We start from the raw sequence: 14,993 nt of genomic DNA, 5'->3' as shown, positions 1-14,993 counted from the left end.
TAAACAGTCTCGTTAAACAGAATGATACACTGCGAAGGGAAGGACAGACAGGTTTCAGAAGAGGTAGCGTGACCCATATCAGGGCCACGCACTAATGATTACAGCAGATCGCCGATCATTTTTTCCAGTTTACCCTGGTCTACAGCAAACTTACGGATACCGTCCGCCAGTTTGTCTACAGCCATCGGATCCTGGTTATGCTGCCACAGGAACTCAGCTTCGGTGATGCGTGCAGGACGCGCTTTCACTTCGCCGGAGAAAGACAGTTTACGTTCGATAGCGCCTTCGCTTTCCGCCAGTTCTTTCAGCAGTGCCGGAGCAATCGTCAGACGATCGCAGCCTGCCAGCTCAATGATTTCTCCGATGTTACGGAAGCTCGCACCCATAACTACGGTTTCGTAACCGTGCTGTTTGTAGTACTCGTAAATTTCCGTTACGGAAACCACACCCGGATCTTCTGCCGGTGCATACTCTTTCTTGTCGGTATTGGCTTTGTACCAGTCAAGAATACGGCCAACGAACGGAGAAATCAGATATACGCCAGCTTCTGCACATGCACGCGCCTGCGCGAAGGAGAACAGCAGAGTCAGGTTACAGTTGATGCCTTCTTTTTCCAGCTGCTCAGCGGCACGGATGCCCTGCCAGGTTGAAGCCAGTTTAATCAGGATGCGATCGTTGCTGATGCCAGCATCGTTGTACATTTTGATCAGGCGTTTTGCTTTAGCGATGGACGCGTCAGTGTCGTAGGACAGACGAGCGTCAACTTCAGTGGAGATACGACCTGGGACCAGTTTCAGGATCTCCAGACCGATATTTACTGCCAGCTTGTCGGTCGCGTCGACGACCTGCTGCGCACGGTCGTTGCTCTGCTGCTTAGCCCAGGCTACAGCGTCATCAATCAGCTTGCGGTATTCCGGGATCTGCGCTGCGTTAAGAATGAGAGAAGGGTTAGTTGTGGCATCCTGAGGCTGATACAGCTTCATTGCCGCGATGTCTCCGGTGTCGGCCACTACTGTGGTGAACTGACGAAGGGAGGTCAATTTGTCCGTCATGATAGCGATTCTCTTTAAACAGCTTGTTAGGGGGATGTAACCGATCTTCCCTGATGATAGCACGACGCACTCTCAGCGCAACCGCCTGGATTGTCCGACCAGCCGCTCAGCCCTGATTACGCATCGCCAAGCCTGTGATGCGCAATTAAGGGATATAACGATTGTTATGATAAACTCCCGCAATCAATCACCTTATAAGGTATATACTGGTCGATTATTGGTAGCGCTTACATGGGAATCTTCGCGCTTACCGGCATCAACAAGAGGGATGTTAATGCCTGATTTTTTCTCATTTATTAATGAAATACTCTGGGGATCGGTGATGATCTACCTCCTGCTTGGCGCAGGATGTTGGTTCACCTGGCGTACAGGGTTTATTCAGTTTCGCTATATTCGCCAGTTTGGCAAAAGTCTTAAAAACAGCATCAGCCCGCAGCCGGGCGGTTTAACTTCCTTTCAGGCTTTATGCACCAGTCTTGCCGCACGTATCGGTAGCGGGAATCTGGCGGGCGTGGCGTTGGCGATTGCCGCTGGCGGCGCGGGAGCCGTGTTCTGGATGTGGGTCTCGGCGATCATTGGTATGGCGACGTCATTTGCCGAGAGCTCTCTTGCCCAACTGTATAAAGAGCGCGACAGCAAGGGACAGTTTCGCGGCGGTCCTGCGTGGTATATGGAGCGTGGGCTGGGCATGCGCTGGATGGGCGTTCTTTTTGCCATCTTTTTACTCATTGCTTATGGTCTGATTTTTAACAGCGTTCAGGCTAATTCGGTCTCTCATGCGCTGACCTTTGCTTTTGATATCCCTCCCCTCTTCACCGGTATCGCACTGGCAATAGTGTCATTATTGGCAATCGTTGGCGGCATTAAAGGCGTTGCCCGCCTGATGCAATGGTTCGTTCCGATGATGGCGCTGTTGTGGGTCGGTTGCAGCATCGTCATCTGTCTGTGGCATTTCGGGCAGCTCCCCGGCATTATCATGACCATTATAAAAAGTGCCTTTGGCTGGCAGGAAGCCGCAGCCGGTGCCGCCGGGTATACACTAAGCCAGGCCATTGCCAGCGGCTTTCAACGCGGTATGTTTTCTAATGAGGCCGGAATGGGATCAACTCCGAACGCGGCCGCGTCAGCAGCATCCTGGCCTCCGCATCCTGCGGCACAAGGCATTGTGCAAATGATCGGAGTATTAGTTGATACGCTGATTCTCTGTACGGCCAGCGCGATGATTGTTCTGTTGGCGGGTAATGACGCCAGCTATGTACCGATGGAAGGCATCCAGTTACTTCAGAAAGCGATGGTTTCAGTGACGGGAGAATGGGGTGCCGGATTCGTGGCGTTAATTGTGATTCTGTTTGCCTTTAGCTCTATCGTAGCCAACTACATCTATGCGGAAAATAACCTCGTTTTCCTGAAGCTGGACAATATCCGCGTCATCTGGCTATTACGGATCGCCACCGTTAGCACCGTTATCGGCGGAACGTTAGTCAGCGTTCCGCTGGTCTGGCAGTTGGCGGACATCATTATGGCGTGTATGGCCATCACTAACCTGACGGCGATTCTGCTGCTTTCACCGGTTGTGCAGACTATCGCCTGCGACTATCTACGCCAACGCAAACTCGGGGTGCGCCCAGAATTCGATCCGCGCCGTTATCCTGATATCAGACAACAACTTGCGCCCGAAAGCTGGGATGAGACGCCGCGCGGCTAGCGCGTCAATCGCAACCATCGATCAATTCTGTCGTTTTTTTTGCTAAAGTCGCAGTAAATTTCCTGCAAGGACTGGATATGCTGATTCTGATTTCACCTGCAAAAACGCTCGACTACCAAAGTCCGCTGGCAACGACACGTCATACATTGCCCGAACTGCTGGATCACTCTCAGCAGCTTATTCACGTGGCGCGCCAACTCTCTGCTCCGCAAATTGGCAAGCTGATGGGAATTAGCGACAAGCTGGCGGATCTGAACGCCACGCGTTTCCATGACTGGCAGCCTGATTTCACGCCGGAAAACGCGCGCCAGGCCATTCTGGCGTTTAAAGGCGACGTGTATACCGGACTACAGGCTGAAACCTTCAGCGAAGCGGATTTCGACTTCGCTCAGCAACACTTACGGATGTTGTCCGGGCTGTACGGCGTTTTGCGTCCGCTGGATTTGATGCAGCCTTACCGTCTGGAGATGGGTATTCGTCTGGCCAATGCGAAAGGTAAAGATCTCTACCAGTTCTGGGGAGATACCATCACCGATAAACTTAACGAAGCGCTGGAAGCGCAAGGCGACAGCGTAGTGATTAACCTCGCCTCGGATGAGTATTTTAAATCCGTGAAGCCGAAAAAGCTCAATGCGGAGCTTATCAAACCGGTCTTCCTCGACGAGAAGAACGGCAAGTTCAAAGTCATCAGCTTCTATGCCAAAAAAGCGCGCGGCCTGATGAGTCGCTACATTATTGAGAACCGCTTAACGCAGCCAGAACAGCTGACCGCCTTTAACAGCGAAGGCTATTTCTTTGATGAAGACGCGTCAGGAAATGGCGAACTGGTGTTTAAGCGCCAGGAGCAGTAGTAAAAAGGCCGGATGGCGGCGAACGCCCGATCCGGCCGACAGCTTTTGTAGGCCCGCTAAGCAAAGCGCCAGCGGGCACAACCGTTAACCGCGGGTCATCATCAGCTTGCGCAGTTCAGCAAAATCAGCAGGCAGGTGATGAGAAAGTAGCGGCAGGTCCGCGCGTTCCGCCAGCGCTTTTGGCAGAGCCAGCGTCAGGTCAAGAATCTCTTCAACGCTTTCTTTAAACTTGGCCGGATGCGCAGTACCGAGGAACAGGCCGTACTCGCCAGGGTTCAGTTGGTCACGCAGCGCACGGTAAGCCACCGCCGCATGCGGTTCTGAGGTGTACCCCATCTCATGCAGCTCACGCATCGTGTCCTGAGTAGTGGCATCGTCAACAGCGGCATAACCCAGCTCATTCAGACGCCAGATTTTACGGCGGAACAGTTCTTCCACCCGCGGCCAGTTATTTGGCTGGCTGACATCCATCGCATTCGACAACGTCGCCTGTGTCGCTTTCGGCACCCACTCACCTTGTGCAAGAAAGCGTGGAACCGTATCGTTGACGTTGGTCGCCGCGATAAAACGCTTCACCGGCAAGCCCAGTGATTTTGCCAGCAGCCCGGCAGTCAGATCGCCAAAGTTGCCGCTGGGAACGGAAATAACCAGTTGATTACGCGCCTCTTGCGGCAGTTGAGCCACGGCCTCAAAGTAGTAACAGATTTGAGCCAGCAGACGGCTGATGTTGATTGAGTTAGCCGAATTCAGCCCCAAAGCTACCTTCAGCTCTTCGTCATCAAACGCCTGTTTCACCAGCGCCTGACAGGCATCAAAATCGCCATCAATCGCCACGGTTTCAATATTGCCACCCAGTGTACAGAACAGTTTTTCCTGTAATGGGCTAATCTTGCCGTTCGGATAAAGGATCACCACGCGCACATTTTTCAGGCCATAAAAGGCATGTGCGACTGCCGCACCAGTGTCTCCAGAGGTCGCCGTCAGAATGGTGACCGGTTTGTCGCCGCTGATATGCGTCAGCATCTGCGCCATAAAGCGCCCGCCAAAGTCTTTAAATGCAAGCGTTGGGCCGTGGAACAGCTCCAGACAGCCGATATCCGCGGCAACCTGAGCAACCGGTGCCGGGAAGGCAAACGCCGCGCGCACGCGCTGTTCCAGAATCTCCTGTGGGATTTCATCACCGATAAATGCGGAAAGGATCTTCGCGCTGCGGCTAACGAAATCCTGGTTCAACATCTCATCGACTTCTGACAGATTGAATTCCGGCAAATCGTGCGGAAAAAACAATCCCTGATTCTTGCCAAGCCCTTGCGTGACGGCCTGTGCAAAGCTGACCTGTTCGTTATGATCTTTCAGATTATACAGTTTCATTGATTATCCCAGTACCCGTGCGCCCGCCGTGTCCAACCGGCAAATATGAACAAAGCCTTCCTGATTTTGCAGATAATTTTTACCCAGCCAGTCTGCTACACGCTGCGCCGTATCCGGCTTGTCGCACAAAGCGAACAGCGTCGGCCCCGAACCGGAGATGCCGCTGGCCAGCGCCCCGATTTCCGCTACCGCCTGACGCGCCTGGCTAAAGCCTGGCAGCAGGCGGGTACGGTATGGCTCAGCAATGACATCTTTCATCAGCTTCGCGGCAAGCCCTGGCTGACGGGAATAGCAGGCATGGATAAACCCAGCCAGATGCCGCCCGTGGGCGATACAGTCCTGGCGGCGATACTGCGCAGGTAAAATCGCCCGCGCTTCTGCCGTCGACACTTTAATCCCCGGATACGCGAGGACCCACAGCCACTCATCAAAGCCTGGCACCTGCTGGCTGATAATGCCGTTTTCTTCGATCATTAACTGCATACCGCCCAAAAAGCACGGAGCGACGTTATCGTAATGAATACTGCCGGAGATACGCCCTTCCAGCTCACCCATTATCGCCAACAGGCGCGTATCGTTGAGCGGTTTACCGCAATGCTCGTTCATGGCGACCAGCGCCGCCACAACGGAACACGCGCTGGAGCCTAACCCGGAGCCAATCGGCATATTTTTTTCCAGCGTCATCGCCACCGGAACGCTTTTACCCAGCTCCTGACAGAATCGCTCCCAGCACTGGTAGACAATATTTTCTCGCGGCTCAGGCGGCAGCTTATTGGCAAAGCGACCGAGGTTGTTGAGGCTGAAATCGTCAGCCGCCTCAACGGATACCACATCGCCTAACAGCGAACCGTCCACCGGGGTTACCGCTGCTCCGAGCACATCAAACCCGACGCTCATATTGGCGCTGGAAGCCGGGGCATAAACTCTCACCATGTCAGACTCCTAACTTCCATGAAAGGGTGCGTAGGAGGTCGGCAAATACGCCCGCCGCCGTCACGTCGTTACCCGCGCCGTATCCGCGCAGAACCAACGGTAGCGGCTGATAATAGTGGCTGTAAAACGCCAACGCGTTTTCACCGTTTTTCACTTTGAACAGCGGATCGTTGCCGTCTACTGCTTCTATTTTCACGCGACAGACGCCATCCTCTTCAATATTGCCAACATAGCGTAATACTTTCCCCTCATCACGGGCTTTCTCCACACGCGCGGCAAAGGCGTCATCCAGCTGCGACAATTTCGCCATAAACGCGGAAACATCACCGGAATCATCAAACTCTTTTGGCAGGACCGGCTCAATGACAATGTCAGAAAGCTCCAGCTCACGACCGGTTTCACGGGCCAGGATCAGCAGCTTACGCGCCACGTCCGTACCGGATAGATCGTCACGCGGATCGGGTTCGGTATAGCCCAGTTCACGCGCCATGGTGGTGGCCTCAGAGAAGCTCATGCCTTCATCCAGCTTGCCGAAAATAAACGACAGCGAACCAGAAAGAATGCCGGAGAAACGTTGCAGTTCATCGCCCGCGCTGAGCAGATTTTGCAAGTTCTCAATTACCGGCAAGCCCGCGCCTACGTTGGTGTCGTACAGGAATTTACGACGAGACTTCGCCGCAGCAAAACGCAGCTGATGGTAGTAATCCATCGACGACGTGTTGGCCTTTTTATTCGGCGTAACCACATGGAAGCCTTCGCGCAGGAAATCCGCATACTGATCCGCGACCGCCTGACTTGACGTACAGTCGACAATCACCGGGTTGAGCAGATGATATTCTTTCACCAGACGAATTAAGCGCCCCAGGTTGAAAGGCTCTTTCGCGCTTTCCAGCTCCGACTGCCAGTTTTCCAGATTCAGACCATGGACGTTGGTCAGCAGGGCCTTCGAGTTCGCCACACCGCACACGCGCAGATCGATATGCTTCTTTTTAAGCCAGGTTTGCTGACGTTTAAGCTGCTCCAGCAGCGCACCACCCACGCCGCCAACGCCAATGACAAATACTTCAATCACCTGGTCGGTGTTGAACAGCATCTGATGGGTCACACGCACGCCAGTGGTCGCGTCGTCGTTATTCACCACTACCGAAATGGAACGCTCAGACGAGCCCTGGGCGATTGCCACGATATTAATGTTCGCGCGAGCCAGCGCGGCAAAAAATTTCGCCGAGATGCCACGCAACGTGCGCATACCATCGCCAACGACCGAGATGATCGCCAGACGCTCAGTCACCGCCAGCGGCTCCAGCAAGCCTTCTTTCAGTTCGAGATAGAATTCATCCTGCATGGCGCGTTGCGCACGCGCACAGTCGCCCTGCGGGACGCAGAAGCTGATGCTGTATTCAGAAGAGGATTGGGTGATCAGCACCACCGAGATGCCCGCGCGCGACATCACGGCAAAAACACGCGCCGCCATCCCCACCATGCCTTTCATCCCAGGGCCGGAGACGCTAAACATCGCCATGTTATTGAGGTTAGAAATCCCTTTTACCGGCAAATCGTCATCATCACTGCTGGCACCGATGAGCGTGCCGGGCGCTTGTGGATTGCCGGTATTTTTAATTAGGCACGGGATCTGGAACTGGGCAATAGGGGTAATGGTGCGCGGGTGCAGCACTTTAGCGCCGAAGTAAGAAAGCTCCATCGCTTCCTGATAAGACATCGACTTCAGCAGTCGGGCGTCGGGTACCTGGCGCGGATCGCAGGTATATACGCCATCGACATCGGTCCAGATCTCACAACAATCGGCGCGCAAACAGGCGGCCAGTACGGCGGCAGAGTAGTCAGAGCCATTACGCCCCAGCACCACTAACTCTCCTTTCTCATTCCCGGCGGTAAATCCTGCCATCAGAACCATATGGTCCGCAGGAATACGGCTGGCGGCAATGCGGCGCGTAGATTCGGCAATATCAACGGTAGATTCGAGGTAATGGCCTACCGCCAGCAATTTCTCTACCGGGTCGATGACCGTCACGTTGTGCCCGCGCGCTTCCAGCAGGCCAGCCATGATGGCGATCGACATTTTTTCACCACGGCAAATAAGCGCAGCATTGATGCTGTCCGGGCACTGACCCAGCAGGCTGATACCGTGCAGGACGTGCTTAATCTGTGCAAACTCTTGTTCAACAAAGGCTTTGAGCGGAGCCTGCGGGAAACCCGGTTGCGCGGCGGCAAGACCCACCAACAGCTCAGAGAAAATGCGTTCGGCGTCGCTGATATTGGCTAAAGCATCCTGACCACCGATGGTCTTCTCAATCATCGCCACCAGATGGTTGGTAATTTTTGCGGGGGCAGAGAGAACGGTCGCGACCTGCCCCTGTCTGGCATTGCTTTCCAGAATATCGGCAACCCGCAGAAAGCGCTCTGCATTTGCCACTGATGTACCGCCGAACTTCAACACTCGCATGGTTTACCTCATTGCCTTTGGTCGAAAAAAAAGCCCGCACTGTTTAGGTGCGGGCTTTTTCTTGTGTTTCCTGTACGCGTCAGCCCGCACCGTTACCTGTGGTAATGGTGATGGTTGTGGTAATGGTGATGCTGATGCGTTTCATGATGTTGTGTGCTCTGTAATTATTTATTATCTGTCCTGTATTCTTTTAGGGTTAAAGTATCTGCTGACCTAAGTCAATAAATTTTTAAATTGGTCACATTCCGAAACTTGTTCACGAGCGACTGCTTGCCCTTTTAGTTTCGACCAATACAGTATGTCACCCCTACTTGAATCCAGAATAAAACACCACACAGTAAAAACAGTTCGATACTTTATTTCGTGATGCTTTTTTCTATATCATGTAAAAAACGGTGCAACATTGCCGTATCTCGCTGTCCTAACAGACCCATTCGCTGTTGCAGCCAGTCCGTCAACTTGATGTCGTCAGAAACGTTCAGCGTGGCTAATAAACGCAAAACGCGCGCGCGCAATGCCTGTAGCTGAAGCTCATCCGTCACCTCAATGTTTTTGACGGGTTGTTGTATTAAACCTGCTAATTGATAGCAATACACCATCACCGCCTGCCCCAAATTGAGTGAAGGATAGTCAGCCACCATAGGTACACCGGTGAGTACATCCGCCAGAGCCAATTCTTCGTTGGTCAGCCCTGAATCTTCACGACCAAAAACCAGCGCGGCGTGATCCATCCACGTTGATTTTTCCTGCAGCAAAGGAACCAGTTCGACCGGCGTAGCGTAGTAATGGAACTTCGCCCGACTACGCGCAGTGGTCGCGACGGTAAAATCTACGTCGTACAGCGCCTCCGCCAACGTTGAAAAAACGCTAATATTATCAATAATATCGCCAGAACCATGCGCGACCCATCGCGTGGCGGGTTCCAGGTGGGCTTCGCTGTCAACGATGCGTAATTGGGTGAACCCCATGGTCTTCATAGCGCGGGCAGCCGCACCAATATTTTCCGCTCTGGCGGGGGCAACCAGAATAATTGTTAAACGCATTTCGATACTCTTTTTGGCCAGTCTGCAAGGAATAATGTGACGTGCTTCAACATATTACGCAGTGCGAATTTACATATTTTTAACAGAAATCACTGAAAAAGCATTTCGCATCCATTAAAAAATGCTAAACTATTTCCCGGGTGTACTATTGCTTTTTATGTTAACAAAAGTTGCATATCCCTCTGTTTATCCATGATAATTTAATTTAAAATGGATCGCACCGGTTGGATTCATTACATTTATTAATTTGCTCGTGCAACTAGTTGTAATATTGCAATTTTGTGATGAAAGCAAACATTTGGATACGTTGATTTCATCAAACTGTTAACGTGCTACAATTGAACTTGATATATGTCAACGAAGCGTAGTTTTATTGGGTGTCCGGCATGTCTTAGCCTGTTATGTTGCTGTTAAAATGGTTAGGATGACAGCCGTTTTTGACACTGTCGGGTCCAGAGGGAAACTACCCACGACCAAGCTAATGATGTTGTTGACGTTGATGGAAAGTGCATCAAGAACGCAATTACGTACTTTAGTCATGTTACGCCGATCATGTTAATTTACGGCATGCATCAGGCAGGTCAGGGACTTTTGTACTTCCTGTTTCGATTTAGTTGGCAATTTAGGTAGCAAACATGCAGACCCCGCACATTCTTATCGTTGAAGACGAGTTAGTAACACGCAACACGTTGAAAAGCATTTTCGAAGCAGAAGGCTATGATGTATTCGAAGCGACAGATGGCGCGGAAATGCATCAGATTCTCTCTGAATATGATATCAACCTTGTGATTATGGATATCAATCTGCCTGGGAAAAATGGCCTGCTGTTAGCGCGTGAACTTCGCGAACAAGCTAACGTTGCGCTGATGTTCCTGACGGGCCGTGATAACGAAGTCGATAAAATTCTCGGCCTCGAAATCGGCGCAGACGATTACATCACCAAGCCGTTTAACCCGCGCGAACTGACTATCCGTGCTCGTAACCTGCTGTCCCGTACCATGAACCTGGGTACTGTCAGCGAAGAACGCCGTAGCGTCGAAAGCTACAAGTTCAATGGCTGGGAGCTGGACATCAACAGCCGCTCTCTGATTGGTCCTGACGGTGAGCAGTATAAACTGCCACGCAGCGAATTCCGCGCCATGCTTCACTTCTGTGAGAATCCGGGCAAAATCCAGTCTCGCGCAGAACTGTTGAAAAAAATGACCGGTCGCGAACTGAAGCCGCATGACCGTACCGTTGACGTGACGATCCGCCGCATTCGTAAGCATTTCGAATCAACGCCGGATACGCCAGAAATCATCGCCACCATTCACGGTGAAGGCTACCGTTTCTGCGGCGACCTGCAGGATTAATTCAATCCTCACTGGTATAAAAACGGCGCTTTATGCGCCGTTTTTCATTTCCCCTACTGCCCTATTTCCACAAGCGAAATTCGTCGCTCTGCGCAGGCTGAAGCTCTGGAAGTTCTGTAGATTTTAGCTTTGGTTTTGGCTGTGCCAGCGAGTGCCAGTCAAGATGACGCGTCAGGAACATGACCCCACACAGCGCGAACAACAGCACGCTGGTTCCCAGCAGTAAAGAGCTATCCTGTGAACGTAGCAGCACCCACATCACGCCATCCAGCCCCAGCAGCGCCACGGTGAACAAAATACTGCTCCGCCAGCCCTGCAATATCGCCTGCAGATACACACCGTTCATCAACGCCCCCACCAGACTTGCCGTCATCCATGCCGCCGTAAAACCGATGTGTTCCGACAGTGCCAGCAGCAGCAGATAAAACATTACCAGCGATAGCCCCACCAACAGATACTGCATCGGGTGCAGGCGCAGATTGGTCATACTTTCAAGTACGAAGAAAGACATAAAGGTCAGCACAATCAGCAGGATGGCATACTTTGTTGCCCTGTCCGTTAACTGGTACTGATCTGCTGGCGTGGCGACGGCGACGCTAAACGCTGGCATGCCCAGCCAACCAATCTTTTCGTCGTTAAAGCGCTCGCCGAGGTTGTTCGCAAACCAGCTGCTTTGCCACTGAGCCTTGAATCCTGATTCGCTAATTTCGCGCTTAGCCGGGAGAAAGTCCCCAAGAAAGTTGGGATGCGGCCAGTTGCTGGTTAAGGTCATTTCACTGTTACGTCCAACCGGAACGACGGAGAAATCGCCGGTTCCGCTCAAATTAAGCGACAACGCCATGCTCAGATTTTTCTCAGCCCAGCTCGCATCGGGTAGCGGAATGTGGATCCCCTGCGCACGTCCATCCAGCCCCGTCCCAGGCTCAACGGCCAGCGACGTTCCATTGACCTGCGGCGCTTTTACCACGCCAATCCCGCGCGCGTCCCCCACGCCAACCACAATAAACGGTTTGCCGATGCTGATATTAGGATGATTTAAATCACTCAAGCGTTCGGCGTTAAACTCAGCCTTCACCGAAACATCATTGTGCCAGACCTGGCCCTCATAAATACCGATTTTACGCGCTTCAACGTTCTGATTCCCCTCAACTACCAACGATTCCGGCAGCCAGAAATGGATATAGCTACGCTTACGCTGGATTTCTTTGCCATCCTCCAGTGAGGTGTAAAGTTCCGTTACCGGAATGGCTATCAGCGGTCCTACCATCTTTTGCGGCCCGCTGGTGCTCTGTCGGATAGCATCTTCGACTTCATCGCGGTAATCCGATCGCTCCACGATGATCTGCCTGACCATCGTCAGCGGAATTAACAGCAGCAGTATTGCGCCACCTAAGGTGACTATTTTCCAAAACAGGGGTGATTTAAACATAGCGTTCTCCTTTGCAATATCAGCAAGGTAGAACAGCTATGTGCGGAGAATTTGAAGTTATGTGAAGTGACCGTGAAGCGTAAACGAGGCCTGTGCGCCGCCTTGTGGTCGGTTGCACAATGTCACCGTCCCCTCGTGCAGTCGCGCAACCTCACTGACAAACGCCAGCCCTAAACCGCTGCTCTTATGCCCATTTTCACGGGGCAGCGAATAGAAACGCTCAAAAATACGCGGCAACGCGAAGTCGGGGATCCCGCTGCCGCTGTCGATTATCTGCAACGTGACCAGTTCATCCTGCTGATGCGCGCTCAGCGTAATCGTCCCGTCCTGTGGCGTGAAGTCGATAGCGTTGTCGAGCAAATTCCCCAATGCCTGCTCCAGTAACGCAGGATCGGCGGCAACGCTAAGCGATGAAAGCATAATGGTAAGCGTGATGTTTTTTGCCGCCAGTTGCACGCTACGCGCCTCTTTGAGCTGAGCAAACAGCGCATCTACCGCCACTGGCGTCAACGTAATGTCCTGTCGATTCTCCAGTCGCGCCTGGCGTAACAGGGTTTCGACCAGCGCCTGCATGCGCGCATTTTGCGTCAGAATATTATCGGTAAAGCGCGCAACCACGTTCGGCGGCGGACCTTCGCGCAAAATTTCAGCCGCGCCGCGAATGGCCGCCAGCGGACTTTTCAGTTCATGCGTTAACGCATAAACATACTGCTCAATGTAGTTTTTGCCCTCCAGCTTCAGTCGCATACTTTCCAGCGCCTGCGCCAGTTTACGTAGCTCGCTGCTGCCTAAATCAGGCAGTGGGACGGGGCGATTCTCGGTAACGGAGTCGGCATAGCGCGCCAGCCGGGCGATGGAGCGGTTTATCCACCATACCATCCCGATGCCAATCACTAAGGCAATGCCCAGCAATACGGCGCTGGCCCACAGCATCCGCCGTTCACTGCGTTTAATCACCGGCGCCATCGCCGCGTTCGGTTTACCGACGCTAAGCACTCCGATAATACGTCCGCCGTCTACGATCGGCGCGGCCACGTACATCACTGAACTTTCCGGATCGTTCGGGTTTTGCGGCGTACTGCGGGCGCCATATTGCCCACGCAGGGTTAACCACACGTCGTTCCAGCGAGAATAGTCCTGACCGACAGCCTGGTTTGCGGAATCAAACAACACTTTACCCTGCGCGTCCGTCATGTAGACATGGTATTCATTACGGACTTTGTTAATGCCGCTGATATTGGCGCTGAATGGGCGGTTATGCAGTTGCGAAAATGCCTGCGCCAGCTTGCCGTTGGCGGGAGAGTCAGAGAGCAAGTCATCGCGCGCCAGCGCGGCCAGCAGCGTGGCGGTATCAATCAAAGTGCCTTCGGTCGCCCGGCGGACGCCTGGTTTAATTTCCTGCACAAAGATCGACAAAACGAACCAGGCGGCGACGGCAACAATCAGAAAATAGCCGAGCAACAAACGCATGCCAATGCGCATCAGACGCTCCTCAGGCTATATCCCATACCGCGATGCGTATTGATGGGGGAAAGCTCAGGGTTGATAGCCCTCAACTTGGCGCGCAGCGTTTTGATGTGAGTATCGACCGTTCTGTCAAAGGTGTCCTGTGCATCGGCCCAGACTAAATCCATCAACTGCTGGCGTGAGTAAATGCGCCCCGGCGACAACAGCAACGTTTTCAGCAACAGAAATTCATAGCGCGTCAGGTTTAACGGCTTGCCGAACCAGGTAATCTGCGCGGCCAGCTCATTAAGTTCAAAATCGCCGCAACGCGTCGTCGATGAAGGAGCAGAGAATTTCTGCACCCGCCGCAGCAGCGTACGCACGCGGGCGCACACCTCGCGCGGTGAGAAAGGCTTGGCAACATAGTCATCCGCGCCAATTTCCAGCCCCAGCAGGCGATCCACCTCATCGCTACGCGCGGTCAGAAACAGGATCGGCAACGCTGGATGCCGCTCCAGCAGGCGTCGACACAGTTCAAAACCGCTGATATCCGGTAGTCCGACATCCAGAATGATTGCATCAGGACAACGCTGGCGAGATTTCTCCAGCGCAGGTAACCCGCGCTCAAACGCTTCCACGCTAAAACCTTCCTGCTGCAGCATGTAGATGAGCGTATCGGCAATGCCCTGCTCATCCTCAACCAACCAGATCAACGGTTGTTGCATTTTGCTTCCTTGTTATTCCCGCCACGGCATGATGGGCACCGCGCTGATGGCATTTTTGGGCGATCCATCGACCACTTTATCTGAATAGGCCAGATAGGCCAGTGCATTACGTTTCGCGTCGTAAAAACGCACGACCTGTAAGGATTTAAACACCAGCGAGGTACGTTTTTTAAATACCACTTCGCCCTGCGCTTTGCCGTTCTTGATTCTGTCGCTCAGTTCTACCGGCCCCACCTGCTGACAGGAAATGGCGGCATCGGAGGTATCTTCCGCCAGCCCCAGCCCACCTTTGATGCCGCCGGTCTTCGCCCGGCTCACGTAGCAGGTCACGTTGGTAACATCAGGATCGTCAAACGCTTCGACCACAATTTTATGATCCGGCCCAAACATTTTGAACACTGTATCGACAGATCCAATCTGCTCCGCATGGGCGACCTGCGCTAACATCAGCAGAATTGAGGAAATGATTAAGCTCTTATATTTCATATTGTTACCATTTTTAAAAGTTACTCTGTGTAATTATTCGACATTCTAAGATAAAACGTATACAGATCACAGGATTACAATAATCACGCTTTCGAATGATCGAAAAAAGCATTTATGAGCAAAAAAAACACTGAAT

The 14,993-nt window shown here is 52.7% G+C and carries 14 protein-coding genes and 1 other annotated feature; of the genes, 3 read left to right on the top strand and 11 right to left on the bottom strand.

What is annotated here, in order from left to right; genetic code table 11:
• Positions 1-98: 98 nt before the first annotated feature.
• On the bottom strand, positions 99-1,052 hold the full coding sequence (gene tal / locus WC7_RS22145) for a transaldolase (protein WP_016151631.1): 954 nt from the start codon (positions 1,050-1,052) through the stop codon (positions 99-101).
• A gap of 274 nt (positions 1,053-1,326) precedes the next feature.
• On the opposite strand from tal, the gene WC7_RS22150 reads away from it, so the two are divergent.
• Complete coding sequence (locus WC7_RS22150; RefSeq protein WP_016151630.1) at positions 1,327-2,757, top strand: alanine/glycine:cation symporter family protein; 1,431 nt, start codon at positions 1,327-1,329, stop codon at positions 2,755-2,757.
• A 77-nt stretch (positions 2,758-2,834) separates the two neighbouring features.
• Positions 2,835-3,608, top strand: a complete 774-nt coding sequence (gene yaaA, locus WC7_RS22155) for a peroxide stress protein YaaA (RefSeq protein ID WP_016151629.1) — start codon at positions 2,835-2,837, stop codon at positions 3,606-3,608.
• Positions 3,609-3,692: 84 nt separating this feature from the next.
• Here the strand turns inward: yaaA and thrC are convergent, their stop codons facing one another.
• The 6 genes from thrC to yjjY form a co-directional block, all read right to left on the bottom strand.
• Positions 3,693-4,979 carry a threonine synthase gene (gene thrC, locus WC7_RS22160; RefSeq protein ID WP_016151628.1) on the bottom strand — a complete coding sequence of 429 codons (1,287 nt, stop codon included), beginning with the start codon at positions 4,977-4,979 and terminating at the stop codon, positions 3,693-3,695.
• A gap of 3 nt (positions 4,980-4,982) precedes the next feature.
• Positions 4,983-5,912, bottom strand: a complete 930-nt coding sequence (gene thrB / locus WC7_RS22165; RefSeq protein ID WP_016151627.1) for a homoserine kinase — start codon at positions 5,910-5,912, stop codon at positions 4,983-4,985.
• Between the two features lies 1 nt (position 5,913).
• A complete protein-coding gene (gene thrA, locus WC7_RS22170; protein ID WP_016151626.1) occupies positions 5,914-8,376 on the bottom strand; it encodes a bifunctional aspartate kinase/homoserine dehydrogenase I in 2,463 nt (820 codons plus the stop codon).
• 23 nt (positions 8,377-8,399) lie between these two features.
• Positions 8,400-8,526: a sequence feature (Thr leader region), on the bottom strand.
• Positions 8,456-8,521, bottom strand: coding sequence for a thr operon leader peptide (gene thrL / locus WC7_RS25055; protein WP_032337689.1), 66 nt, complete (start codon positions 8,519-8,521; stop codon positions 8,456-8,458). (Overlaps the previous feature by 66 nt.)
• 206 nt (positions 8,527-8,732) lie before the next feature.
• Positions 8,733-9,419: a tRNA/rRNA methyltransferase gene (locus WC7_RS22175; protein ID WP_016151625.1), complete on the bottom strand. Its 687-nt coding sequence runs from the start codon at positions 9,417-9,419 to the stop codon at positions 8,733-8,735.
• Positions 9,420-9,818: 399 nt separating this feature from the next.
• A complete protein-coding gene (yjjY, locus tag WC7_RS26550) occupies positions 9,819-9,959 on the bottom strand; it encodes a YjjY family protein (RefSeq protein ID WP_042998021.1) in 141 nt (46 codons plus the stop codon).
• A gap of 95 nt (positions 9,960-10,054) precedes the next feature.
• Between yjjY and arcA the strand changes: the two genes are divergently transcribed.
• Positions 10,055-10,771 (top strand): two-component system response regulator ArcA, encoded by a 717-nt coding sequence (arcA, locus tag WC7_RS22180; RefSeq protein WP_001194359.1) that lies wholly within the window; start codon positions 10,055-10,057, stop codon positions 10,769-10,771.
• A gap of 61 nt (positions 10,772-10,832) precedes the next feature.
• On the opposite strand, the gene creD is transcribed toward arcA, so the two are convergent.
• From creD to creA, 4 genes are read right to left on the bottom strand one after another with little or no spacing between them, the layout of a single operon-like run.
• Positions 10,833-12,200: a cell envelope integrity protein CreD gene (gene creD / locus WC7_RS22185; RefSeq protein ID WP_016151624.1), complete on the bottom strand. Its 1,368-nt coding sequence runs from the start codon at positions 12,198-12,200 to the stop codon at positions 10,833-10,835.
• A gap of 57 nt (positions 12,201-12,257) precedes the next feature.
• On the bottom strand, positions 12,258-13,682 hold the full coding sequence (gene creC, locus WC7_RS22190; protein WP_016151623.1) for a two-component system sensor histidine kinase CreC: 1,425 nt from the start codon (positions 13,680-13,682) through the stop codon (positions 12,258-12,260).
• Positions 13,682-14,371 (bottom strand): two-component system response regulator CreB, encoded by a 690-nt coding sequence (gene creB / locus WC7_RS22195; RefSeq protein WP_016151622.1) that lies wholly within the window; start codon positions 14,369-14,371, stop codon positions 13,682-13,684. Before creB ends, creC begins: the two co-directional genes overlap by 1 nt.
• 12 nt (positions 14,372-14,383) lie before the next feature.
• Positions 14,384-14,857: a protein CreA gene (gene creA / locus WC7_RS22200; RefSeq protein WP_016151621.1), complete on the bottom strand. Its 474-nt coding sequence runs from the start codon at positions 14,855-14,857 to the stop codon at positions 14,384-14,386.
• Positions 14,858-14,993: the final 136 nt, after the last annotated feature.

Origin of the sequence: Citrobacter sp. KTE151 (assembly GCF_000398845.1) — a bacterium.
Taxonomy (GTDB): domain Bacteria; phylum Pseudomonadota; class Gammaproteobacteria; order Enterobacterales; family Enterobacteriaceae; genus Citrobacter; species Citrobacter braakii.
Note: the sequence above shows the minus strand (reverse complement) of the source record. Positions and strands in the feature narration are given on the sequence as shown.

Excerpts from the sequence above, each read along its gene's own strand:
- tal (WP_016151631.1), bottom strand. The coding sequence starts at position 1,052 with ATGACGGACAAATTGACCTCCCTTCGTCAGTTCACCACAGTAGTGGCC.
- thrB (WP_016151627.1), bottom strand. The coding sequence starts at position 5,912 with ATGGTGAGAGTTTATGCCCCGGCTTCCAGCGCCAATATGAGCGTCGGG.
- WC7_RS22175 (WP_016151625.1), bottom strand. The coding sequence starts at position 9,419 with ATGCGTTTAACAATTATTCTGGTTGCCCCCGCCAGAGCGGAAAATATT.
- arcA (WP_001194359.1), top strand. The coding sequence starts at position 10,055 with ATGCAGACCCCGCACATTCTTATCGTTGAAGACGAGTTAGTAACACGC.
- yjjY (WP_042998021.1), bottom strand. The coding sequence starts at position 9,959 with ATGACTAAAGTACGTAATTGCGTTCTTGATGCACTTTCCATCAACGTC.
- creD (WP_016151624.1), bottom strand. The coding sequence starts at position 12,200 with ATGTTTAAATCACCCCTGTTTTGGAAAATAGTCACCTTAGGTGGCGCA.
- creB (WP_016151622.1), bottom strand. The coding sequence starts at position 14,371 with ATGCAACAACCGTTGATCTGGTTGGTTGAGGATGAGCAGGGCATTGCC.
- WC7_RS22150 (WP_016151630.1), top strand. The coding sequence starts at position 1,327 with ATGCCTGATTTTTTCTCATTTATTAATGAAATACTCTGGGGATCGGTG.
- thrA (WP_016151626.1), bottom strand. The coding sequence starts at position 8,376 with ATGCGAGTGTTGAAGTTCGGCGGTACATCAGTGGCAAATGCAGAGCGC.
- yaaA (WP_016151629.1), top strand. The coding sequence starts at position 2,835 with ATGCTGATTCTGATTTCACCTGCAAAAACGCTCGACTACCAAAGTCCG.
- thrC (WP_016151628.1), bottom strand. The coding sequence starts at position 4,979 with ATGAAACTGTATAATCTGAAAGATCATAACGAACAGGTCAGCTTTGCA.
- creC (WP_016151623.1), bottom strand. The coding sequence starts at position 13,682 with ATGCGCATTGGCATGCGTTTGTTGCTCGGCTATTTTCTGATTGTTGCC.
- creA (WP_016151621.1), bottom strand. The coding sequence starts at position 14,857 with ATGAAATATAAGAGCTTAATCATTTCCTCAATTCTGCTGATGTTAGCG.